Here is a 22,726-nt window from a genome sequence, read left to right as displayed (position 1 = left end):
TGCTACAGGAAGCAGCTGGCGATGCAGCTGCTTTTTGGCGAGCTGTTAGCGACGAACACCGCTGATGCGCACCCAGCCATCCTGGGTCGCAGTCGGGTCGAGGTCGAAGTCGGCCTCGTAGGCAGCGCGAACTTCCTCGGCCTGCTCGGCGAGAATTCCCGATAGCGCCAGGCGGCCGCCGCTCTTCACCAGGCGGGTGATCTGCGGCGCCAGGCTGACCAGCGGGCCGGCGAGAATGTTGGCGACTACCACGTCAGCTGGCTCCTGAGGCAGGTCGGCTGGCAGGTAAACCGGGAAGCGTTCATCGGCGATGCCGTTGCGCTGCGCATTGTCGCGCGAGGCTTCCAGGGCCTGCGGGTCGATGTCGGTCCCTACCGCCCTCGGCGCGCCGAGCAGCAGCGCGGCAATGGCCAGAATTCCCGAGCCGCAGCCAAAGTCGAGCACGCTGCAGCCTTCCAGCGCCTGGCCGTCGAGCCACTGCAGGCACAGCGAGGTGGTCGGGTGAGTGCCGGTGCCGAATGCCAGGCCCGGGTCGAGCAGCAGGTTGACGGCATCCGGCTCCGGCGCTTCGTGCCAGCTCGGCACGATCCACAGGCGCTGGCCGAAACGCATCGGCGCGAAGCCGTCCATCCAGCTGCGTTCCCAATCCTGATCTTCGATGCGCTCGATATGGTGTTCCGGCAAGTCGCCGCCGGTCAGCAGTCGCAGGTGTGCGACCAAAGCGTCAGCGTCGGTATCGGCTTCGAACAGCGCCAGCAGGTGGGTGTGGCTCCACAGCGGCGTGGTACCCAGATCGGGCTCGAAGATCGGCTGGTCTTCGGCGTCCATGAAGGTCACGGAAACCGCGCCGACTTCCAGCAGGGCGTCTTCGTAGGTTTCCGCCTGCTCTGGGGTGATGGCGAGACGAACTTGTAACCAGGGCATCGGGAAACCTCGAAGACGTGACATTGAACCTTTATGGCGGCGGCAAGCTTACTTGAGGTGCCTCGGCCACGCCAGCCGCGAGCCCGGCACGCTGCAAGCCGCGGTAGGCGAGATGGCAGGAGCCAGCGCCGAGCAACGCGGGCAGCAGCAGGTTGATGAGCGGAATCGGCGCGATGAGCAGGATCAGCAGGCCGAACGCGGTCATGGCACCACGCTGTTGATGAACCGCCTGCAGCTGTTCGCTGCCGTTGGCCAGGCCCGACAGCGCAGCAGGTACCAGAAAACGCACATTCAGGTAGGCCAGCAACAGGAGCAGCAGCACGCCATTGAGCAGTGGTATCAGCAGGCACAGCAGGGAGCCGATGCTCAAACCCAGCCAGGGCCCGAGGTGATAGCGTGCCCCGGTCAAGCGTTGTGCCGGTTGGGCTTGGCGCTGTGCCAGTGGCGGATAGTGGCGCAAGGCTCGCTCGCGCAGGCTGCCCATCAGCACCCAGCGCAGCGCCAGGCGAATACTCAGCACGATCAGGCCGATGTAGAGCGTGCCGATCATCAGCAGCGTCAGCAGGCCGGCATACACGACCAGTATCCCGAGCGCTGGAGCGATCGATGCCATGCCGCTCACGCTGGCGGCACCTGCGCCGCCGATGCTGGGCACGAAGCCGAGAATGGCCGCGCCCATGACGATGAATAGTGACAGCAGGCCGGCCGCTTGAGCGATGACCTCGAATTGGGTGTAGAAAAGCCAGGTCCACAGGGCGAATGCCAGAAAGCACAAGCCGCAGGAGCGCGTGAGGACGCCGAGCTGGAGACTGCTTCGAAAGGCGAGAGCGAGGCAGGTGAAGGCTTCGCCGAAAGCGCTGGCGACGGACTGGCAGCGACTCTTGAGAGACATCCTGTCTACCTGAATAGATGAAAAAAGGGCCGCTTTGCGCGGCCCTTTTTCTTAGTGCTTGTCCATGCCCAGTTTCTTTTCGAGGTAGTGGATGTTGATCCCACCCTCGCAGAAACCTTTGTCACAGACCAGATCACGGTGCAGCGGCACGTTGGTCTTGATGCCGTCGATGACGATCTCGTCCAGTGCGTTGCGCATGCGCGCCATGGCTTCGTCGCGCGTCACACCGTAGGTGATCAGCTTGCCGATCAGCGAGTCGTAGTTCGGCGGTACCGAGTAGCCGCTGTACAGGTGCGAGTCGACACGTACGCCAAAACCGCCCGGAGCGTGGAAATGCTTCACCTTGCCGGGGCAGGGCATGAAGTTATCCGGGTCTTCGGCGTTGATACGGCACTCCAGGGCGTGGCCCAGCAGCTTGATGTCTTCCTGCTTGTACGACAGCTTGTTGCCCGCGGCGATGCTGAGCATCTCCTTGACGATGTCGATGCCGGTGACCATTTCGGTAACCGGGTGCTCGACCTGGACGCGGGTGTTCATCTCGATGAAGTAGAAACGGCCGTCTTCATAAAGGAACTCGAAGGTGCCGGCACCGCGGTAGCCGATTTCGATACAGGCATCGACGCAGCGCTTGAGCACTTCGGCGCGGGCCTTCTCGTCGATCTGCGGAGCCGGGGCTTCTTCCAGAACCTTCTGGTGACGGCGCTGCAGCGAGCAGTCACGGTCATAGAGGTGGATGGCGTTGCCCTGTCCGTCGGACAGAACCTGAACTTCCACGTGACGCGGATTGCCGAGGAACTTCTCGAGGTAGACCATCGGGTTGCCGAACACCGAGCCCGCTTCGCTGCGGGTAAGGCGTGCCGACTTGATCAGGTCTTCTTCTTTCCAGACCACGCGCATGCCGCGACCACCGCCGCCGCCAGCGGCTTTGATGATCACCGGGTAGCCGACTTCACGAGCGATGCGCAGCGATTCTGCTTCATCTTCCGGCAGCGGGCCGTCGGAGCCTGGAACGACCGGTACGCCGGCCTTGATCATGGCGTCCTTGGCCGACACCTTGTCGCCCATCAGGCGGATGGTGTCAGCTTTCGGGCCGATGAAGGCGAACCCGGAGTTTTCCACCTGTTCGGCGAAGTCGGCGTTCTCCGCGAGGAAGCCGTAGCCCGGGTGGATGGCGGTGGCACCAGTGAGCTCCGCGGCACTGATGATCGCCGGGATGTTCAGGTACGACAGGTTGCCCGGCGCCGGACCGATGCACACCGATTCGTCGGCCAGGGCCAGGTGCATCAGCTCGCGGTCGGCAGTGGAGTGCACGGCCACGGTCTTGATGCCCAATTCCTTGCAGGCACGCAGGATGCGCAGGGCGATCTCGCCACGGTTGGCGATCAGAACTTTTTCCAGCTTCTGCATTACGGGTTCCCCGTGCATCAGACGATGGTGAACAGCGGTTGATCGTATTCCACCGGCTGGCCGTTCTCGCCCAGGATGGATTCGATCGTGCCGCTGGTTTCGGCCTCGATATGGTTCATCATCTTCATCGCTTCGACGATGCAGAGGATGTCGCCTTTCTTCACGGTCGAGCCCACTTCAACGAAGTTGCCCGAAGTCGGCGAAGCGGCGCGGTAGAAGGTACCAACCATTGGCGAGCGAACTACGGTGCCGTTCAGTTTGGCAGCGGCAGGCGCGGCATCAGCGGCAGCAGCAACCGGTGCGGCGGCTGCAGCGACCGGAGCAGGAGCCGGTGCGTAGACTGGCTGGGCGTAGGCCGGTTGCTTGCCATGACGGCTGATGCGTACGGACTCTTCGCCCTCTTTGATTTCCAGCTCGTCGATGCCGGACTCTTCCAGCAGCTCGATCAGTTTTTTGACTTTGCGAATATCCATAGGTGTTCAACTCCCAGTCTGGTCAGGGTCGTTCAAGTTTGCGGAACCGTCGTGCAAAGGCGCCGGTATCAGGTGTTTTTGCTCGCCAGTTGCTCCAGCGATGCTTCGAGAGCCAGTCGGTAGCCAGTAGCACCGAGACCGCAGATCACGCCTACCGCCACATCGGAAAAGTAGGAGTGGTGCCGGAAAGGCTCACGCTTGTGCACGTTGGACAGGTGCACTTCGATGAATGGGATGCTCACCGCCAGCAATGCGTCACGTAACGCGACGCTGGTGTGGGTGAAGGCCGCCGGGTTAATGATGATGAAGTCGACGCCTTCGCCGCGCGCAGCATGAATGCGCTCGATCAATTCGTACTCGGCATTGCTCTGCAGGTGCAGCAGATGATGACCAGCCTCGCGAGCGCGCTGCTCGAGGTCGAGGTTGATCTGCTCCAGCGTGGTGGCGCCATAGGTACCAGGCTCGCGAGTGCCGAGCAGGTTCAGATTGGGGCCGTGCAAAACCAGCAGCGTCGACATGATCCGGGCTTCCTTCTTTTTAGCTGCGCGGACTCTGCCAGAATTGTCGTAGGACTGTCTAGTTTTTGGGAGTAGTCAGCACGATCCAAGCAGGGTTGGCTGGATATGTGACCGAATTGCCTAAAAACGTTCTCGTGCCTTGTTCAGGCGTTCGGAAAAGCGTTCGGCGTCGATCTCGCCAACTACGCGCAGATCGTGCATTTCCTTACCGTTGGCGTCGAACAGCTGAATCGCAGGCGGGCCGAACAACTTATAGCGATCAAGCACGGCGCGTTGCGCGGCGGTGCTGTCGGTCATATCGAAGCGCACCAAGTGGTAGTCGCTCAGTTGTGGGCCGATCTGGGTGGAGTTGAACACTTCGCGTTCGATTTTCTTGCAGCTGATGCACCAGTCGGCGTACCAGTCGAGCAACAGCGGTTGGCCGCTGCTCTTGGCTTGCGCCAGGGCGGCGTCCAGGTCGGCGGGGGTGCTGACGGTTTGCCAGCTACCAGCGCTCGCGGTGTTCGCCTGGCCAGCAGTGAAGCCGCTGCCGAGCGGGCGCAGCGGGTCGTCACGGCCTTGCAGAGCGCCTGTCCACGCGGCGAGTGCGTAAACCAGCAACGCCAAACCAACCAGTTGCGCGAGTTTGCCCCAGGCGTTTTTCGGGGTGAACTCCAGGGCGCCGAGAAACAGCGCAACGCCCGCGGCCAGCAGCCCCCACAGCGCCAGGGACAGTTCGCCTGGCAGCACGCGCTCAAGCAGCCACACCGAGACCCCGAGCAGCATCACGCCAAAGGCGTTGCGTACGGCGACCATCCAGGTGCCGGACTTGGGCAGCAGTGCACCACCGCCAGCTGCGAAAATCACCAGCGGTGTGCCCATGCCCAGCCCCAGCGCGAACAGCTGCAGGGCGCCGCCGGCGGCATCGCCAGTGCTGCTGATATATAGAAGCAGCGCAGTGAAGGGCGCAGTGATGCAAGGCGAGACGATCAGGCTGGACAGCACGCCCAGAGTCGCAGCGCCGGCGATGGTACCGCCCTGGGTTTGCGCCGCCTTGCGATCCAGGCGCTCACGCACGAAGGCCGGCAGGCGCAACTCGAAGACGCCAAACATGGCCACCGCGAACAGCGCGAAGAACAGGGCGAACGGCACCAGAATCCACGGCGACTGCAGCATCGCCTGCAGGTTGAGCTTGGCGCCGAACAGGCCCATCAGAGCGCCAAGCGCTGCGTAGCAGGCGGCCATCGGCAGCACGTAGGCCAGCGACAGCACCAAGCCGCGACCTTTGCTCGGCCGGCCTCGCAGCACCACGCCGGAGAGGATCGGCAGCATCGGCAGCACGCAAGGCGTGAAAGTCAGGGTCAGGCCGGCGGCGAACATCAGTGCCAGGTCGGTCCAGCTCCAGGTGGTTTTTCCGGTGACGGGAGTGGTGGCGCTTTCAGCCTGGGCGGCAACACCGCCGTTGATGCCCAGCATCTCGGTTTCCGGCGGATAGCACAGGCCCTTGTCAGCGCAGCCCTGGTAGGTGACGGCGAGGTTGAGCGGCTTGTTATCCGGGTTGTTCAGCGGCACTTCGACGTCCAGCACTTCGTAGAACACCTGCACGTCGCCAAAGTACTGATCGTTCTTGTGCAGCCCTTCCGGCACGTCGACCGGCTTGCCGGCCAGTTCGCCGGGTTCGACCTTGAACTTGAACTGGTGGCGGTACAGGTAATAGCCCTCGGCCGCGACGAAGCGCACCGTTGCCGAGGTCGGCGAGCTGCTGACCAGGCTGAGCTTGAAGGCCTCGCGCACCGGCAGGAAATCCGTGCTGTTATTCAACGCTTGGCCGAGCGGCGCGGCGTTCGGGCGACTGTCGAAAACGCCCGCGCTGGCAGGCAGAACGACGAGCATCAGCAGCAGGCAAAGGAAACGTGGCATGGGCATCTCGTGGGGCATCTATCGCGCCATGATAGCTGAGCCAGCGAACCATGCCATGAGGCGCGCTGTAAGTGGTGGTTGCGCCTGGCGGATGGTGCGCGCCTCCGGAGCGGTTGCTGCGACACAAGGCCGCGTAGGTGGCTGCCTTCATCGCGTCATGCGCAGGTGCTGCGATTCGCGCGCATGGCGCGCTCCCACAACCGCGCGGCCTCGCGGCATAACCTTGTGGGAACGGGCCATGCCCGTGACTCAGCGGGCATGGACTGCGCATCCCACCTGCTCCCCACATTGGATTAAGGACGCTTTTGATGGGTTAGCACCCATCCTACGGGCTACGGGCTACGGGATGAGGCGTAGGATGGGTGAAACCCATCGAAACCGCTTATTGATGGGGTGGTACCTACGCGGCCCGACCCATCCTACGAAGGGCGGCCATTTCTCTGTCGCGCCTACACCCGAAACGCCTGCACCGCCTGATCGAGCTGCCCGCTGAGTGCCTGCAGTTCTACGCTCTGCGCACGGCCATGGCCGATGCGCTGCAGGTTGTCGCCACCCAACTGGTGGATGCGTTCGCTGTGATCGCGGATCTCGCTGACCGCGCTGCCCTGATAAGCCGTGGCCTCGGCGATTCGCGCGGCCATGCTAGCGATAGTGCCGATGGCGCCGACGATCTCGTCCAGTGCCCCGTCGGCGGTGCGCGCCTGTTCGGCGGTCGCTTCGGCATGTTCGACCTGGCTGCGCATGGCCTGCACCGAGTCGTTGGCTGCCTGCTGCAGGCGGCTGATCACTTGCTGAATCTCTGCGGTGGCCGAGCTGGTACGCAGCGACAGTGAACGCACTTCGTCCGCCACCACGGCAAAACCTCGGCCTGCTTCACCGGCGCGAGCGGCCTCGATGGCGGCGTTGAGTGCCAGCAGATTGGTCTGCTCGGCAATGCTGCGAATCACCGTCAGCACGCTGCCGATGGTGGCGGTTTCGGTGGCCAGGTGCTCGATGGCCTGGGCGTTGCCTTGCACTTCCTCGACCAGCGCGTGCAGGCCTTTCAGGCTACCGCCGATCACCTGCTGACCTTGAGTGAGAGCGCGGTCGGCATCGCGGCCGGCGTTGGCTGTCTGGCTGGCGTCGTCGGCCACTTGCAAGATGGTCGCCTCCAGCTCGCCCAGTGCATCACGGATCTGCGCCGTGTCGCTGGCCTGACGTTCGGCGCCGTCGTGCAGACCGCTGCTCAGGTCGGCCAAGGTATGGCTGGATGCCGACACCTGGGCGGCGTGCTGGTGAATGGTGCCAACCAGCTCGACCAAATAGCGACGCAGGCGATTGAGCGACTCCTCGATGTCGCGCAGTTCGCGCGTGTTGGTGTCCAGGCGGACTTCGCGGCTGAAATCGCCAGCGGCCCAGGCTGAAAGCGCCGGCACCAGGCGTTCCAGCAGGCGGCTGAGACGGCGCTGCAGGGTGTCGATGAGCAGCGCGATAAGCAGAATCAACCCGACCATGATGCCGAGGATAAGGCGCACTTCGCCCTGAATACGACCATGTTCGGCGCGTACCTTAGGCTCCAGAGCCGTGAAGGATTGCTGCACCGCATCAAGCCGCGTGCGGGTGGTGGATGCCAGCTGTGTACGCTGTTCGATCAGTGTACGGGTGCGCGCCAGTTCCGCGGGGTAGCGGCTCAGCAAACTATCGAATTCACGCTTCAGGATAATGCCGCGATCTTGCGTGTCGTTCTGCTGACTGTCGCTGTCCAGGCCCATCAATGACGCAAAGGCATCGCCGCCGGAAGTCGCCTGGTCCGCGACGCCGAGCAATGGCAGATCATTGATTGCTTTGGCCTGGGCTTGCAGCGCCTGCATCTCGCGCTCCACGTCCAATGCCAGTTCGCTGCGCCCGCTGCTGACCAGTTTGGCGCGTGCCAGCGCCAGACGCGTCAGGTGCTGAGATGCCTCGAATAACGGGCCACGGTAAGCGCTGGCGGCATCTGCCTGACCCTCATCGGTATAGCGGGAGAGCCCTGATAAAGCATCGGCGATTTCCCGTTCTGCCTGGATCAACAGCCCCTGCGGGTCGCCAGACAGCTTGCCGGCGGCCAGCAGTTGCTCGGCAGCGAACGCCTGCAACTCGCCCAGGCTGCCTCCTAGATCACCGGCGAGGTTGCCTGGCAGTTCATCGACCTTTGCCTGTAGCGCTTCCAGGTTCTGGATCGCGGCGCTGTGGCGCAGCGCATCGCCGCTTTCTAGGTAGCCGAGAATATTGCCTGCCGCTTCACGTTGAAATTGTTGAGAGAGTTCCAGGTACTGCTCCATCAGCACATAGGGGCGTTCCAATGCCCGCTGCGACCACCACAAGGTGCAGGCCAGCGCGATGCCGATGCCGACCAGCAGGAGGGTGTTGAGATTGGTAAGGGATTTGAGGCGCATGATGCTGAGTCGATGTCCGAGCGGTGCTGGCACTGCGCCATGCAGTGCGGCGTTGTCGGTACGGTATTGCGCCTTTGTGACAGCGTTGTTACGCGAATGGCTGTGCCGCGTTACTGACGCCAGACAACCGACATGCGGTCGCTGGCGCCAGTGTGAATCTTTCAGCCATAGACCTCGACACGGTTACGGCCGCCATTCTTGGCGCGGTACAGCGCTTCATCCGCGCGCTGCGACAGGTGCTTGCTGTCCAGGTCGTCGACGACCTCGGCGATACCGCAGCTGAAGGTACAGCTGAGGTCGTGCGGGTGGGCGGGGTAGTGGATTTCGGCGAAGCGCGCACGCACTTCGTCCAGCACTTTGGCTGCTGTGCGGGCATCAGTGTTGGGCATCACCACGGCGAATTCCTCACCGCCATAGCGGCCGATGCTGTCGCTCTTGCGCAGGCGTTGCTTGAGGAATAGCGCCAGGCTCTTGATCACCCGGTCACCCATGGGGTGGCCGTAGTTGTCGTTGACCTTCTTGAAGAAATCGATATCGATCATCGCGAAGCTCAGCGGCTGCTCGTCGCGCTGTGCGCGAAAGCGTGCGTCTTCGAGCAGTTGCAGGGTGTGGGTGTGGTTGAACAGCCCGGTGAGGCTGTCGCGCACCATGCGCGCTTTCAGGCTGCGTGCGCGGTCAGCGCGGTTGCGCACGGTGGCGATCAGGTGGCGCGGCTTGATCGGTTTGGTGAGGAAGTCGTCGCCGCCTTCGCTCATCGCATCGAGCTGTTTGTCGAGATCGTCCTCGGCGGACAAGTAGATGATCGGCACGCTGACGTAACGGTCGTTGTGGCGGATTACCTGGGCCAGTTCGGTGCCGTTACAGGCCGGCATATACATGTCGAGGATGATCAGGTCCGGCTGGAATTCGGCCAGCTCGTCCATCGCCTGGATCGGCTCGGTCAGGGTGCGGGTGACGATGCCGGCACTGTTGAGCACGCGCTCGGTGTGCGTGGCCTGGGCGCGGGAGTCGTCGACGATCAGCACGCGGTAGGGCTCGTACTGGGCCACGTGGGTCAGTACTTCGATGCGCTCCAGCAGGCTGGAGGCGTCCATCGAGCCGGTGAAGAACTCGCGGCCACCAGCACGCACTGCCGCTAGGCGCGTCGGTGTATCGGTTTCTTCGTGGCTGTAGAACAGCACCGGGATCTTTTCCTGCAGGCCTTCCTGCACTGCCTGGGCGAGCTGCAGGCCATTGCCGGTGCCAGCGAAGTCGATTTCCATGACGATGGCCGCCGGGTGGCGTTCGAGCATCGCGGCGCGAAAGGCGTTGGCGGTATCCAGTGGCTTGGCATTCATGCCGAAGAAGTCGAGCTGCTGCGCCAGGCGCTCGGCGCGCTCCAGATGCTGCAGGGCCAGGTACACCGGCTTACGCAGCGGCGGCAGGGTGGTTTGTTCGAAGCGGTCGCCGTGGCGCAGGCCGGTGCGCGAGAGGCGTTGCATCAACTGGTTGAGCTCGCTGATCACCTCGCTGTTGAGGCGCCCGCGGTTGGCATTGACGACGTTCAGGCAGGCGACGATGCGCTTGCCCAGCTCGCGGTGTTCGACCTGCTCGAAGCGCTCGGCGTAACGCTGCAGGAGCTGCGCGGCCTCCTGCAGCTCCTGCATGCCGGTTTCGTTCCACTCTCCGCGCTGCAGGCGCTGCCAGACCTCGAGTACCTGGCGAGCCTGGTGAATTACGCGCTGGGCAAAATGCTGTTTGAGCCGATCACGGCTGGGATCTTCTTGCTCGCTCATGGCCTTTCAGTCTGCATGGGGGTCGTAGCCTGCCGTGTGATGGCCTCATGCTATCACTGGGCGGTTATTTTGCCATTCCCTTGGCGTCAATGTTGTGAGTCGTCTCGCACCCTGGCCAATGGTAGCTGCAGGCACCGCGCTGCGAGCATGATTGCGGCCTGTTACGTCGTGAACAGCTTGCTGCGCTGCGCAGCGGGGCAGCCTTCCCTTATAGTTGCAGCGTAGTCTCCATGGAGGCCAGGCGGAGCAAGTATTAGCGCAACCCTGCCAAGGCCCCGCGGTCGAAGCCCTGTACGTCGTTGATCAAAGGATAATCGCCATGCTCGATTGGAAGAACCGCACCACCGGCACTGCTCATGCCGATGACGGTGCCAGCACCGGATCTCGCCGTCGCCTTGGCGGCGGCCTCGGTCGTGTCATCGCCAGCCTGCTGGGTATCTATCTGCTGGTGGCGCTGGTCGTCGGCTGGTACTGGAGCCAGGAGCCGGATCTGTTCCCGGTGCAGCAGCGCGTGCAGGCTGCAGCCGATAGTGCCAATCGCCAGGTGGTGACCGGCTATACCAGCGTGGAAACCCTCAAGCAGGTCGCCGAGACACTGCTCGACAAGCCGGGCGGCTACCTGGCCAATGACCTGGCGCCGCCAGGCTTGTGGCTCGACAACATGCCGAGCTGGGAATATGGCGTGGTGGTGCAGGTGCGTGATTTCTCCCGCGCGTTGCGCAAGGACTTCGCCCGTTCGCAGTCGCAATCCACTGAGGATGGCGATCTGGCTCGCGCCGAGCCGAACTTCAACTTCGACAATCGTAGCTGGGCGCTGCCGTCGACCGAGTCCAAGTACCGCGAAGGTATCGACTCGCTCGACCGCTACCTCGCTCGTCTGTCCGAGCCAGGCCAGAGCGGTGCGCGCTTCTATACCCGTGCCGACAACCTGAACAATTGGTTTGGCGATGTCGCTACACGCCTCGGTTCGCTGTCCCAGCGCCTGTCCGCCAGCGTCGGGCAGGTGCGCCTTAACAGCGACGTGAACGAGAACACCGAGCTGGCTCAAGGCCAGGTGCCGGAAGTGACCGAGCGCACCTACGAAACCCCATGGCTGCAGATCGACAACGTGTTCTACGAGGCCCGTGGCCAGGCCTGGGCGTTGTCGCACCTGCTGCGCGCCATTGAGATCGACTTCGCCGACGTGCTGGCCAAGAAGAACGCCACCGTCAGCGTGCGGCAGATCATCCGTGAGCTGGAGGCCGCCCAGGCTACGCTGTGGAGCCCGATGGTGCTCAACGGCAGTGGCTACGGCATCCTCGCCAACCACTCGCTGGTCATGGCCAACTACATCTCGCGCGCCAACGCCGCGGTGATCGATCTGCGTCAGCTGCTCTCCCAGGGCTGACCCGTGGCTATCGCTGAAACCGAGGTGGCGCACCGCGCTGCCTCGGATGCCGAGCCCATCGCCTGGGTCGACGAACACGACAATCTGCTTGGTGCACTGCCTCGCGCCGAGCTGCGCAGCCACGGCCTGATCGGCCGCGGCACCTTTATCCTGCTGTTCAATTCTGCCGGTGAGCTGTGCGTGCATCGGCGCACCCTGAGCAAGGCGGTGTATCCCGGTTATTGGGATATCGCCGCGGGCGGCATGGTGGTGGCGGGCGAAGAGTACGCGCAGTCGGCCGAGCGCGAGCTGGCCGAAGAACTGGGCATCCGTGATGTTGTGCTGCGTGACCACGGTCGGTTCTTTTTCGATCAGCCGGAGAATCGCATCTGGTGCGCGGTGTTTTCGACGGTGTCCGATGCGCCGCTGATCCTGCAACCCGAAGAAGTGCTCGAAGCGCGCTTCATGACGGTGGAGGCCGCGCAGCGCGATACTCAATGCAAACCTTACTGCCCCGACTCGCTGGTGGCCTTGCAGCACTACCTCGCCAATCACTAGTAGCGCGTAGTCGCCAATCCATCTGGGGTTGGCGCATTTCGCTTCTTAGCATCGCCGGCCTTTGTCGTTACACTGCGCCGCTTCGCCAATTCACTGAGGAAAAACGCGGTGGCCAAGAAAGCCTCTTCATTCGCCGGCCTCGGTGGCCTGGTGTTTTCCACGGACGCGGGTCGGCATTGCCCGGACTGCTCGCAGCCGGTGGATGCCTGCACCTGTTCGCGCGCGGTGATTCCCGAGGGCGATGGCATTGCCCGGGTGCGCCGCGAGACTAAGGGCCGTGGCGGCAAGACGGTGACCACCATCAGCGGCGTGCCGCTAGCCGAAGAGCCGCTCAAGGAGCTGGCCTCGGTGCTCAAGAAGCGCTGCGGCTGCGGCGGCTCGCTCAAGGATGGCGTCATCGAGATTCAGGGCGATCACGTCGAACTGCTGCTCGCCGAGCTGCTCAAACGTGGCTTCAAGGCCAAGAAATCCGGTGGCTGAACGCCGCTGATCAGGCAACTATTTATCCATTGCTCGGCCACTGCACCGCCGAGCAATCGTCATTTCCAGGCTCTATGCTCGCTCGACTATTCGACAGCATCAGCCCATCCGCTACAGGGGAACCTCGATGGCCGCACGACGCACACGCAAGGACGATGGAAGCCAATGGACAGTGGGCGACAGCCGCAGTGTCTACGGTATCCGTCACTGGGGCGCCGGTTATTTCTCGATCAACGACGCGGGTCGTGTCGAAGTGCGCCCCAACGGGCCGGACAGCACGCCCATCGACCTCTATGAGCAGGTCGACGAGCTGCGCCAAAGCGGCCTGTCGCTGCCTTTGCTGGTGCGCTTCCCGGACATTCTGCAAGACCGCGTACGCAAGCTGACCGGCGCCTTCGACGCCAGCATCGCGCGCCTGGAATACAACAACCGTTACACCGCGCTGTACCCGATCAAGGTCAACCAGCAGGAGGCGGTGGTGGAAAACATCATCGCCACGGAGAACGTCTCCATCGGCCTGGAAGCCGGCTCCAAGCCCGAGCTGCTGGCGGTGCTGGCGCTGGCGCCGAAGGGCGGCACTATCGTTTGCAACGGCTACAAAGACCGCGAGTTCATTCGCCTGGCGCTGATCGGCCAGAAGCTCGGCCACAACGTGTTCATCGTCATCGAGAAGGAATCGGAAGTTTCCCTGGTGATCGAGGAGGCCGCTGAACTCAAGGTCGCGCCGCAGATCGGTCTGCGCGTGCGCCTGTCGTCCCTGGCGTCGAGTAAGTGGGCCGACACCGGCGGCGAGAAGTCCAAGTTCGGTCTGTCCGCCGCGCAGTTGCTGTCGGTGGTCGAGCGCTTCCGCAAGGCTGGCCTGGATCAGGGCATCCGCCTGCTGCACTTCCATATGGGCTCGCAGATCGCCAACATCGCCGACTACCGCAAGGGTTTCCGCGAAGCCATCCGTTATTACGGTGAGCTGCGCGCGCTTGGTCTGCCTGTCGACCACATCGATGTCGGCGGCGGCCTGGGGGTCGACTACGACGGCACTCACTCGCGCAACGCCAGCTCGATCAACTACGACATGGAAGACTACGCCGACGCAGTAGTCGATATGCTCAAGGAATTCTGCGACCGCCAGGAAATCCCTCATCCGCACATTTTCTCGGAGAGTGGCCGGGCAATGACCGCGCACCACGCCGTGCTGCTGGTGCAGGTCACCGACGTCGAACGCCACAACGACGAAGTGCCGGAGATCGACCACAGCATCGAGCACCCGGAAGTGCTGCAGGTGCTGATCGACCTGCTTGATGACAGCGACCCGGAAATGGTCGCCGAAACCTACTGGCGCGCCACCCACTACGTCAGCGAAGCAGCCGGGCAATACTCCGCCGGCAAGCTCGACCTGCCGCAGAAGGCCCTGGCCGAGCAGTGCTACTTCTCGATCTGCCGTCGCCTGTACAACCAGTTGAAGGCGCGCCAGCGTTCGCACCGCCAGGTGCTCGACGAGCTCAACGACAAGTTGGCCGACAAGTACATCTGCAACTTCTCGGTATTCCAGAGCCTGCCGGATACCTGGGCCATCGGCCAGATCCTGCCGATTCTGCCGCTCAATCGTCTGGACGAAGAGCCGCTGCGCCGCGCCGTGCTGCAGGACCTGACCTGCGACTCGGACGGCAAGATCAACCAGTACGTCGACGAGCAGTCCATCGAAACCAGTCTGCCGGTTCACGAGCTACGCGACGGTGAAGACTACGTGCTGGGCATCTTCCTGGTCGGTGCCTATCAGGAAATTCTCGGCGACATGCACAACCTGTTCGGTGACACCGACTCGGTGAACATCTACCAGAACCAGGATGGCAGCATCTACCACGCCGGTATCGAGACCCACGACACCATCGAGGATATGCTGCGCTACGTGCACCTGTCGCCCGAGGAGTTGATGACCCACTACCGCGACAAGGTGGCTAGCGCCAAGATCAATGCCCGCGAGCGCACCCAGTTCCTCGACGCCCTGCGTCTGGGCCTGACCCGCTCTTCGTACCTGTCGTACTGAGTGCATCGGCGGCTTGCAGCCCACGCAAGCCGCCGGGCGCTCTGCTGATCGCCACGTGGCGGGAGCGCTCCCGTCGAGGAGAGGCCATGAAGCGCTTCGCGACTTTGCTACTGCTGGCCCTGCCGCTGTTGGCCCAGGCCAGTGACGACCCGCTGCAGGCCGAGCGCTGGAAAACCCGCCCGCTGATCGTGCTCGCCGCCAGTGCCGATGATCCGTTGCTGGCACGTGTGCAGGCTGCCTTGCAGGAGCCTGCCAACCGCGAAGCGTTCGTCGAACGCGACATGGTGCTCTACACCGTGATCGGCAGGCAGGGGCAGCGCAACGGCCAGCCTCTGGAAACCATCGCCACCAAGCGCCTGCTGCTGGCGCTGGATGCCGGCAACGCCCGGCCCCAGGTGATTCTGGTCGGCAAGGATGGCGGCAAGAAGATCCAGCAGGGCGCCAATGCCGATCTGCAGGCGATCTTCCGGACCATCGACCGCATGCCCATGCGGCAGAACGAATAGCCTGAACGCTCACGACATGGATCAATGACTTTGTAGTGTCTTGGTTCTATTGAGCAGGCCAGGTGCCTAGTAATCTGGCGTCCATTCGATAGCGAGGACGCCACCATGTCTGACTCCATCATCCTGCGCACCGTGCAGGATCGCGCCCAGTGTCTGGCCTGCTTCGCGGTGATGCGCGAGCTGCGCCCCCATCTCCCTGACGCCGACACATTCGTCGCCCAAGTACAGCGCCAGGCCTCCCAGGGCTATCGCCTGCTCGCTGCCTGGCGAGGCGACCAGGTGGTCGGCCTGGCTGGCTACCGGCTGCAGGAAAACACCCTGTATGGGCGCTTCGTGTATATCGATGACCTAATCGTGCTGCCCAGTGAGCAGCGTGGCGGCGTCGGTTGCCTGCTGATCGACGCGGTGCGCCGCGAAGCCATCGCTGGCGGCTATACCCATCTGGTGCTCGACACCGCCTTGGGCAATGCCTTCGGCCAGCGCTTCTATTACCGCCAAGGTCTGCTGGCGCGGGGCATGCATTTCGTCGAAGCGCTGCCGCAGGTGGCGGCATGAAGCGCATCCTGCTGCTCGAATGCAGCCCCCACCAGCAACAAGCCAGCGGTAGCCAGCTGGCGCGCCGGCTGATCGCTACGCGCTGGCCACGGGCCGAATTGATCGAGCGCGATCTGGTCGGCGAGCCGTTACCGCCGCTCGGGGCTGACTACGCCGCCGCCTTGACCGGCAATGCACCCTTCGACGCCCCGGGCTTCGCTTGCTCCGAAGCACTGATCGCCGAGCTGGAGAGCAGCGACTGCCTGATCATCGTCACGCCGATGCACAACTTCACGGTGCCGGCCGCGCTCAAGCTATGGATCGACTATGTGCTGCGGATTCACCGCAGCTTTGCCGCCACGCCCGAGGGCAAGGTTGGTTTGCTGCAGGACCGACCGACCCTGGTGCTCGTCAGCGCCGGCGGCTTCTATCAGGGCGTGCGGGCGCGGCAGGCGGATTTTCTTACCGCCTACCTGCGCCACGTATTGAGCACCCTGGGTATTACCGAGGTTGCGTTCGTCCCGCTGCAGGGCCTTGCCCATGGCGATGCCGCGGTCCAGGCCGCCCTCGATGACGCGTTGCTCCAGTTGCAACGTACCACCAGTTTCTATTTCGATTGCGCCACGGAGATTGCCTCATGAGTACTTTGCGCCTGCCTTACAGCCAACTGTCGCCGGAGGCCTACAAGGGCCTGTTGACCACCAAGAAAGCCCTGGCCTCCAGCAGCCTTGGCCTGCCACTGATCGAGCTGGTCAACCTGCGCATTTCGCAAATCAATGGCTGCGCGTTTTGCCTGGAGATGCACGCCAAGGCGCTGCGTGAAGGCGGCACGCCTCAGGTGAAGCTCGACAGCCTGGCCGGCTGGCGCATCAGTGCGCAGTTCAGCGAGGCCGAGCGCGCGGCGCTGGCCTGGGCCGAATCACTGACCGATATCGCCCGCACCCATGCGCCGGATGAAGTGTTCGAGCCGCTCAAGGCACATTTCAGCGACGCGCAGATCAGCGACCTGACCTTCGCCATCTCGCTGATGAATGCCTTCAATCGGCTGGCGATTGGGATGCGCCAGTAGCGAATTCTTGATGGGCAGCCTGGGGCGAGCGCAGCGACAACTGGGGCCATCAACCTGGGTATCGCTGCGCTCAACCCAGGCTACGGGAGTAGTCGGCATCTATCTAATTGTGGGAGCGGGCCATGCCCGCGGAAATTTCGGGTATTAGCGGCTTTCTTGTAGGGTGGACGACGCTTCACCTACGCGGCCCGACCCGTCCACCGTTCTGCAATAGCAGTGGTGGATGAAAAGAGCGTCATCCACCCTACGTTAGGTGAGGTTACTTCAGCTACTCGCCCGATCCGCCAACAGGCTGCGGTCGAACACGAACACCCCCTCGGCCTGTTCGGTCAGCTCCCACAATTGCTGGGGGCGGCCCATTTTCGGGAAGTTCTTTTCGCCGGTGTCGCGGATCCAGCCGGCGTCCTTCATCTTTTCCAGGCGCTTGCGCAGCGAGGTGTTGTTGATCGTCGTGCCCAGGCACGCCTGGGCGGCGTTCAGGGCATCGAGCACGGTAAAGCGCGGCGCAGCCAGGTACAGCGGCAGGCTGGTGTAGACGGATTTACTGGCCAGGCGCTCGACGCTTAAACGCACCAGCCGCCCGTGGTCGAAGGGCAGGCCGAGACGCCCGTCCAGCACTTCGTTGAGCGGGGCGAAACGCAGGCCGTCGTCGGCGGTTTCGGTGTCAGGAGGCAACAGGGCCAGGTAATAGGTGCTCATCGACCAGCCGCGCGGGTCGCGCTCGGCGCTGCCTTCGGTGCCAACCTGTTCAAGATGGCGTGGCAGCACTTGTGCCTTATCGCGCAGCACACGATGGGCAGCCGCTTCCAGGTTGGCGTCGCGGGTGCTGCCATTGACGATCACTCCCGGCAGCGCCCACTGGCCCTTGAACGGCTCGCGCTCGCGGCGGTGCAGCAGCACGTGCAACTGGCGGCTCTCGGCATCCATGCGCAGAGCGATCAGATCCACGCTGGCTAGTACCTCGACAGAACTCAAACGGACCTCCTGTAAATCGTCATCTCGCTTTGGATCTCCGGCAACTGCCAGGCCTCGGGGATCGCCTGCCCGGCGGCGATCATCGCCCGAATCGCGCTGCTGTGCACGGTCATCTCCTCGTCGGCGACCAGCAGGCCGAAGCGCTGGCGCAGCTCGGCGGCGCGGTGGAAGGTCGCCAGCCGGGTGAGATTGTCTTCACCGATCACCAGCGCCAGGCGCTCGTTCGGCAGGCCATACCGTTCAGCCAGTTGGCTGAGCAGATCGTAGCTGTAGATCACCCGGCCATCGGCGCCGAGCTCACGCTCCAGACGGCAGCAGCGTACCCGATCACCGAAGCGCGCGGCCAGGCGCTCGACCCAGGCGCAACGCAGGTCGAAGTCGGCCATGCGTTTGCCATCGGCGTGTCGGTAGCTCGGCACCACCAGCACCTGATCGCAGCTGTCGAGCACGCGGCGGATCACGCTGGCGTGGCCGGCATGGGGTGGGTCGAAGGCGCCGCCGTAGATCGCCAGCGCGAACCGCTGCGGCGTTGGCTGGTCACGGCCTGCGGCGAAGCGCTGGAGCGGTGATGGCAGCATCGTGAATCTCCTTGCAGATGGGAGTTGACACACATAATACACCTGGTGGAATATGTTTCCACCCCGCAGTGATGCGGCTCCATGAGCAGGAGATGTCAGATGAAGATCGCCACGTTCGATGTTGATGCGCAAAAGGGCTTCACGGGCCTGTGCCCCGCTGAGTTGCCGGTGCCCGGCGGTCATGAGATTGCCGCGCCGCTCAACGACATGGCGCGTCGCGGCACCCTGCGCCTGGGCAGCAAGGATGCCCACACGCCACAGGCTCTGTGGGTGGTCGAGGGCCACGACAAGATGCTGCAGCCCCTGAGCCATGCCAACGCCGACCTGACCTGGGTCAGCCACTGCGTACCAGGCACTGCCGGCTTCGAGCTGCTCGATGAGCTGCCCGCGCCAATCGACTATGACTTCTTCGTCTGGAAAGGTGTCGAACCCGATCTGCACCCCTACGGCGCCTGCTACCACGACCTGGCCGGCAAGCGCAGCACGGGTGTCATCGAATACCTGAAAGTCGCCGGCGTGGAGGCCGTGGTGGTCGGCGGTCTGGCACTGGACTTCTGCGTGAAGAACACCGCGCTGCAACTGCGTAGCGCTGGCCTTGAGGTGTTGCTGTATCTTCCGGCGTGCCGGGCCATTTCCGAAGCCGGCGCGACGCAAGCCATCGAACAGATGCGCGCGCAGGGCATCATCATCTGCGCCGATAGCGGAGCGCTCGATAGCGAGCTGGCCCGCCTCGAGGAGAGTGACCATGAGTGAGAGCGTATTTGCCCCCAGCATCATCCAGAACCTGCTGGACACCGATTTCTACAAGCTGACCATGATGCAGGCCGTGCTGCACAACTACCCCAACGCCGAAGTCGAGTGGGAGTTTCGCTGCCGCAGCAACGAGGACCTGACGCCCTACCTGGCCGAGATCCGTTACCAGATCGAACAGCTGGTCAACACCTCGATCACCGCTGATCAGCTGGCCTATCTGGAGAAGATCCCGTTCATCAAACCGGACTTCATCCGCTTCCTCAGCCTGTTCCGTTTCAACATGCGCTATGTGCACGTCGGCACCGACGACGCCGGCCAGCTGGCGATTCGAGTGCGCGGCCCGTGGCTGCACGTGATCCTCTACGAGATCCCACTGCTGGCCATCGTTTCCGAGGTGCGCAACCGCTATCGCTACCGCGAAGTGGTGATCGAGCAGGTGCGCGAGCAGTTGTACCGCAAGCTCGACTGGCTCAAGGGCGAAGCCACTGCCGATGAGCTGGCGGGCTTCCAGATGGCCGATTTTGGCACCCGCCGGCGCTTCTCCTACCGCGTGCAGGAGGAGGTGGTGAACATCCTCAAGCACGACTTCCCGGGCCGTTTCGTCGGCACCAGCAACGTGCACCTGGCCCGCGAGCTGGAACTGCGCCCTCTGGGCACCATGGCCCACGAATGGTTCATGGCGCACCAGCAGCTCGGCCCACGGCTGATCGACAGCCAGAAGGCAGCGCTGGAGTGCTGGGTCAAGGAGTACCGCGGCCTGCTGGGGATCGCCCTGACCGACACCATCGGCATGGACAGCTTCCTCGGCGACTTCGATCTGTACTTCGCCAAGCTGTTCGACGGCCTGCGCCACGACTCCGGCGACCCGCTGGTCTGGGCGGAAAAGGCCATCGCTCACTACCAAAAACTGGGCATCGACCCGATGACCAAGACGCTGATCTTCTCCGACGGTCTGACCCTGCCCAAGGCACTTGAACTGTACCGCGCGCTGCATGATCGCATTCATGTCAGCTTCGGCATCGGCACCAACCTGACCTGCGATATTCCGGGCGTGGAGCCGATGAACATCGTCATCAAGATGATCGACTGCAACGGCCAGCCGGTGGCGAAGATTTCCGATACGCCCGGTAAGACCCAGTGCCGCGACCCGAACTTCGTCACCTATCTGAAACACGTATTCCGTACCGATGCCAATCAGGGAGCCTCCTCATGAGCAACCGCCAAGCTGAAATCGCCAAAGCCCTGGGCGTGATCGCCCCGTTCACCTCGGATGCCGACGTTGACGCCGAGATCGCCAAACGTATCGCCTTCATCAAGGACACCCTGACCGCCTCGCGCACCAAGGTGCTGGTGCTCGGCATCAGCGGCGGCGTGGATTCCTCGGTGGCTGGCCGCCTGGCGCAGCTGACTGTGGAGCAACTGCGCGGTGAGACGGGCGATCAGACCTACCGCTTTATCGCCATTCGCCTACCGCACAACGTGCAACACGACGAGTCCGACGCCCAGGCCGCGCTGGCCTTTATCGCCGCGGATGAAGTGCAGACCATCGACATCGCCCCGGCGGTCTCCGGCCTCGCCGCGCAGATCCCCGAGCTAGGCGGGCTGACCTCGGCACGCCGCGACTTCGTGCTCGGCAATACCAAGGCGCGCATGCGCATGCTGGCCCAGTACACCGTGGCCAACGCCCGCAACGGCCTGGTGATCGGCACCGACCACGCCGCCGAAGCGGTGATGGGCTTCTTCACCAAGTTCGGTGACGGCGCTTGCGACCTGGCCCCGCTCAGCGGCCTGGTCAAAGGGCAGGTACGGCGCATCGCCGAACGCCTCGGCGCGCCGGCCGCGGTGTTCTCCAAGGTGCCGACCGCCGACTTGGAAGACGAACGCCCGGGCATCCCGGACGAGCAGGTACACGGCGTCAGCTACGACGACATCGACGCCTTCCTGCAGGAAAAGCCGGTCAGCGACAGCGCCTATCAGGCCATCGTGCAGACCTACGACAAGACCCAGCACAAGCGCGAATTGCCGCTGGTGCCTTGATCGGCAGCCAACAAAAAGCCCGCGATTCAGCGGGCTTTTTCCATATCTGAATGGCGATGAGAGCGGGATCAACTGCCCGGCGCCGCAATCCACTGATCACGCCGCGCCAGCCGCCAGGCCAGCGCACCCAGAGCCAGCCCACGCAATGCCATGAAGGTCAGAAAGGCGATCCACAAGCCGTGGTTGCCGAAGCCCTGCAGCGCCAAGGCGACCGGCAGGCCGATGGCCAGGGCGACGAGCATGGCGTTGCGCATCTCGCGGGCGCGGGTGGCGCCGATAAACAGGCCGTCGAGCAGGTAGCTCCACACCGCGAACAACGGTAGCAGGGCGAGATAGGGCAGGTAGTGGTCGGCGGTTTCGCGCACCGCGGCAATATCCGTCTGCAGGTTGATAAACAGGTGGCCGCCAAATGCGAACGCCAGCGCGAATACCAGGCTGGCCAGCAGCGACCAGATACCGGCGACGATCAGGCTGCGCCTGAGCGCCAAACGATCCCGCGCGCCGATGGCGTGGCCGCATAGCGCCTCGACCGCATGGGCCAGGCCATCCAGTGCGTAGGCAGTTATCAACAGGCCGTTGAGCAACAAGGCGTTGGCAGCCACCGTGGCGTCGCCGAGGCGCGTGCCTTGAATGGTGATCATCAGGAACACCGCCTGCAGCGCCAGCGAGCGCAGGAAAATGTCGCGGTTCACCGCCAGCAGCGCGCGCCAGCTCTGCCACCGGGCCATCGCCGCCCAGCGCGTGCCGCCGGGATGGCGGCGCAGGGCACGCCGGGCCAGCGCCAGGCCGACCAGCAGGCCGCCCCATTCGGCCAGCACCGCAGCGCGAGCGGCGCCTACCACTTCCCAGTGCAGGCCAAGTACGAACCATAGCGACAGCACGATGTTCAGCAGGTTGGTGACCAGCAGCATCACCAGCGGCGCGCGGGCGTTCTGGGCGCCGAGCAGCCAGCCGATCAGCGCGTAGTTGGCCAGCGCTGCCGGTAGGCCAAGCAGGCGCGTGTGCAGAAAATCCCGGGTCAGGCCGTCGAGTTCGGCCGACGGGTTCATCAGCTCCAGCGCCAGGCCACTGAAGGGTATGGCCAGTGCGCCAACCACCAGCGCCAGCAGTGCCGCAAGCAGCAGGCCCTGCACCAGCACCTGGCGTAGCGCGCCACCATCGCCGCGGCCACAGGCCTGGGCGGCGAAGCCGGTGGTGCCCATGCGCAAGAAGCCAAGTACTCCGACGATCAGGATGTACAAACTGCTGCCCACCGCCACGGCGCCCAGTTGATGGGCATGGGGCAGGTGGCCGACCACCGCGGTATCGACCAGCGCCACCAGTGGCACGGACAGGTTGGAAAGAATCATCGGCGCCGCCAGCGCCCAGACCTTGCGGTGGGTTGGCGCGTGGCGCCAGGCATCACGAAACATGAGAGGCTTCCTTAGTGTCGCGCATTATAGAGGCGCTGGCGATGGCTGCGTATGGCATGCGCGTCATCGTTCTGGGATAGTTGCGACACTCAGCTTCACCGCAAAGCGGCCCGTG

The 22,726-nt window shown here is 63.6% G+C and carries 22 protein-coding genes; 11 read left to right on the top strand and 11 right to left on the bottom strand.

Annotated features, from left to right (window positions below):
- Nucleotides 1–45: 45 nt before the first annotated feature.
- From prmA to BUC40_RS17075, 8 genes are all read right to left on the bottom strand, one after another.
- Nucleotides 46–924 (bottom strand): 50S ribosomal protein L11 methyltransferase, encoded by an 879-nt coding sequence (prmA, locus tag BUC40_RS17110; RefSeq protein WP_073267377.1) that lies wholly within the window; start codon nucleotides 922–924, stop codon nucleotides 46–48.
- Between the two features lie 31 nt (nucleotides 925–955).
- The gene (locus tag BUC40_RS17105; RefSeq protein WP_073267376.1) at nucleotides 956–1,816 is read right to left on the bottom strand and encodes a hypothetical protein; all 861 of its coding nucleotides are present in this window, start codon (nucleotides 1,814–1,816) and stop codon (nucleotides 956–958) included.
- A 51-nt stretch (nucleotides 1,817–1,867) separates the two neighbouring features.
- A complete protein-coding gene (gene accC / locus BUC40_RS17100) occupies nucleotides 1,868–3,223 on the bottom strand; it encodes an acetyl-CoA carboxylase biotin carboxylase subunit (RefSeq protein ID WP_073267375.1) in 1,356 nt (451 codons plus the stop codon).
- A 17-nt stretch (nucleotides 3,224–3,240) separates the two neighbouring features.
- Nucleotides 3,241–3,696, bottom strand: coding sequence for an acetyl-CoA carboxylase biotin carboxyl carrier protein (gene accB, locus BUC40_RS17095; protein WP_073267374.1), 456 nt, complete (start codon nucleotides 3,694–3,696; stop codon nucleotides 3,241–3,243).
- Nucleotides 3,697–3,764: 68 nt separating this feature from the next.
- Nucleotides 3,765–4,214, bottom strand: coding sequence for a type II 3-dehydroquinate dehydratase (gene aroQ, locus BUC40_RS17090; RefSeq protein ID WP_027909693.1), 450 nt, complete (start codon nucleotides 4,212–4,214; stop codon nucleotides 3,765–3,767).
- A gap of 120 nt (nucleotides 4,215–4,334) precedes the next feature.
- Entirely contained in the window at nucleotides 4,335–6,113 is a 1,779-nt protein-coding gene (locus BUC40_RS17085; protein WP_083593593.1) for a protein-disulfide reductase DsbD, read from the bottom strand.
- Nucleotides 6,114–6,562: 449 nt separating this feature from the next.
- A complete protein-coding gene (locus BUC40_RS17080) occupies nucleotides 6,563–8,527 on the bottom strand; it encodes a methyl-accepting chemotaxis protein (RefSeq protein WP_073267373.1) in 1,965 nt (654 codons plus the stop codon).
- 161 nt (nucleotides 8,528–8,688) lie between these two features.
- Complete coding sequence (locus tag BUC40_RS17075; RefSeq protein WP_073267372.1) at nucleotides 8,689–10,302, bottom strand: response regulator; 1,614 nt, start codon at nucleotides 10,300–10,302, stop codon at nucleotides 8,689–8,691.
- A gap of 319 nt (nucleotides 10,303–10,621) precedes the next feature.
- On the opposite strand from BUC40_RS17075, the gene BUC40_RS17070 reads away from it, so the two are divergent.
- The 8 genes from BUC40_RS17070 to BUC40_RS17035 all read left to right on the top strand — a co-directional run bounded on the left by BUC40_RS17070 (nucleotide 10,622) and on the right by BUC40_RS17035 (nucleotide 16,856).
- A complete protein-coding gene (locus BUC40_RS17070) occupies nucleotides 10,622–11,689 on the top strand; it encodes a DUF2333 family protein (protein ID WP_073267371.1) in 1,068 nt (355 codons plus the stop codon).
- Between the two features lie 3 nt (nucleotides 11,690–11,692).
- Complete coding sequence (locus BUC40_RS17065; RefSeq protein WP_073267370.1) at nucleotides 11,693–12,226, top strand: NUDIX hydrolase; 534 nt, start codon at nucleotides 11,693–11,695, stop codon at nucleotides 12,224–12,226.
- Between the two features lie 108 nt (nucleotides 12,227–12,334).
- Nucleotides 12,335–12,706 (top strand): translation initiation factor Sui1, encoded by a 372-nt coding sequence (locus BUC40_RS17060; RefSeq protein WP_073267369.1) that lies wholly within the window; start codon nucleotides 12,335–12,337, stop codon nucleotides 12,704–12,706.
- 127 nt (nucleotides 12,707–12,833) lie between these two features.
- Nucleotides 12,834–14,747 (top strand): arginine decarboxylase, encoded by a 1,914-nt coding sequence (gene speA / locus BUC40_RS17055; protein WP_073267368.1) that lies wholly within the window; start codon nucleotides 12,834–12,836, stop codon nucleotides 14,745–14,747.
- Between the two features lie 86 nt (nucleotides 14,748–14,833).
- Nucleotides 14,834–15,253 carry a DUF4174 domain-containing protein gene (locus tag BUC40_RS17050; protein ID WP_073267367.1) on the top strand — a complete coding sequence of 140 codons (420 nt, stop codon included), beginning with the start codon at nucleotides 14,834–14,836 and terminating at the stop codon, nucleotides 15,251–15,253.
- A 105-nt stretch (nucleotides 15,254–15,358) separates the two neighbouring features.
- Complete coding sequence (locus tag BUC40_RS17045; protein ID WP_073267366.1) at nucleotides 15,359–15,808, top strand: GNAT family N-acetyltransferase; 450 nt, start codon at nucleotides 15,359–15,361, stop codon at nucleotides 15,806–15,808.
- A complete protein-coding gene (locus BUC40_RS17040) occupies nucleotides 15,805–16,428 on the top strand; it encodes an FMN-dependent NADH-azoreductase (RefSeq protein WP_073267365.1) in 624 nt (207 codons plus the stop codon). Before BUC40_RS17045 ends, BUC40_RS17040 begins: the two co-directional genes overlap by 4 nt.
- Entirely contained in the window at nucleotides 16,425–16,856 is a 432-nt protein-coding gene (locus BUC40_RS17035; RefSeq protein ID WP_073267364.1) for a carboxymuconolactone decarboxylase family protein, read from the top strand. Before BUC40_RS17040 ends, BUC40_RS17035 begins: the two co-directional genes overlap by 4 nt.
- Before the next feature lie 264 nt (nucleotides 16,857–17,120).
- Here BUC40_RS17035 and BUC40_RS17030 read toward each other — a convergent pair whose 3' ends face one another.
- Together BUC40_RS17030 and BUC40_RS17025 are read right to left on the bottom strand one after the other, a co-directional pair.
- Entirely contained in the window at nucleotides 17,121–17,831 is a 711-nt protein-coding gene (locus BUC40_RS17030; RefSeq protein ID WP_073267363.1) for an NUDIX hydrolase, read from the bottom strand.
- On the bottom strand, nucleotides 17,828–18,409 hold the full coding sequence (locus tag BUC40_RS17025) for an adenylyltransferase/cytidyltransferase family protein (RefSeq protein ID WP_073267362.1): 582 nt from the start codon (nucleotides 18,407–18,409) through the stop codon (nucleotides 17,828–17,830). Before BUC40_RS17025 ends, BUC40_RS17030 begins: the two co-directional genes overlap by 4 nt.
- 99 nt (nucleotides 18,410–18,508) lie before the next feature.
- Here BUC40_RS17025 and BUC40_RS17020 point away from each other — a divergent pair, with 99 nt between their 5' ends.
- Genes BUC40_RS17020 through nadE form a run of 3 tightly spaced genes read left to right on the top strand, consistent with a single transcriptional unit; the run spans nucleotide 18,509 to nucleotide 21,199 of the window.
- The gene (locus BUC40_RS17020; protein ID WP_073267361.1) at nucleotides 18,509–19,162 is read left to right on the top strand and encodes an isochorismatase family protein; all 654 of its coding nucleotides are present in this window, start codon (nucleotides 18,509–18,511) and stop codon (nucleotides 19,160–19,162) included.
- On the top strand, nucleotides 19,155–20,375 hold the full coding sequence (pncB, locus tag BUC40_RS17015) for a nicotinate phosphoribosyltransferase (protein ID WP_073267360.1): 1,221 nt from the start codon (nucleotides 19,155–19,157) through the stop codon (nucleotides 20,373–20,375). Before BUC40_RS17020 ends, pncB begins: the two co-directional genes overlap by 8 nt.
- Nucleotides 20,372–21,199 carry an ammonia-dependent NAD(+) synthetase gene (gene nadE / locus BUC40_RS17010; RefSeq protein WP_073267359.1) on the top strand — a complete coding sequence of 276 codons (828 nt, stop codon included), beginning with the start codon at nucleotides 20,372–20,374 and terminating at the stop codon, nucleotides 21,197–21,199. The genes pncB and nadE overlap by 4 nt, the downstream gene beginning before the upstream one ends.
- Before the next feature lie 68 nt (nucleotides 21,200–21,267).
- On the opposite strand, the gene BUC40_RS17005 is transcribed toward nadE, so the two are convergent.
- Nucleotides 21,268–22,611 (bottom strand): MATE family efflux transporter, encoded by a 1,344-nt coding sequence (locus tag BUC40_RS17005; RefSeq protein ID WP_073267358.1) that lies wholly within the window; start codon nucleotides 22,609–22,611, stop codon nucleotides 21,268–21,270.
- Nucleotides 22,612–22,726 lie beyond the last annotated feature (115 nt).

Origin of the sequence: Phytopseudomonas punonensis, assembly GCF_900142655.1 — a bacterium.
In the GTDB taxonomy this organism is placed as follows: domain Bacteria; phylum Pseudomonadota; class Gammaproteobacteria; order Pseudomonadales; family Pseudomonadaceae; genus Aquipseudomonas; species Aquipseudomonas punonensis.
The sequence above is the reverse complement of the archived record's forward strand: the minus strand, read 5'-3'. Positions and strand labels throughout refer to the sequence as shown.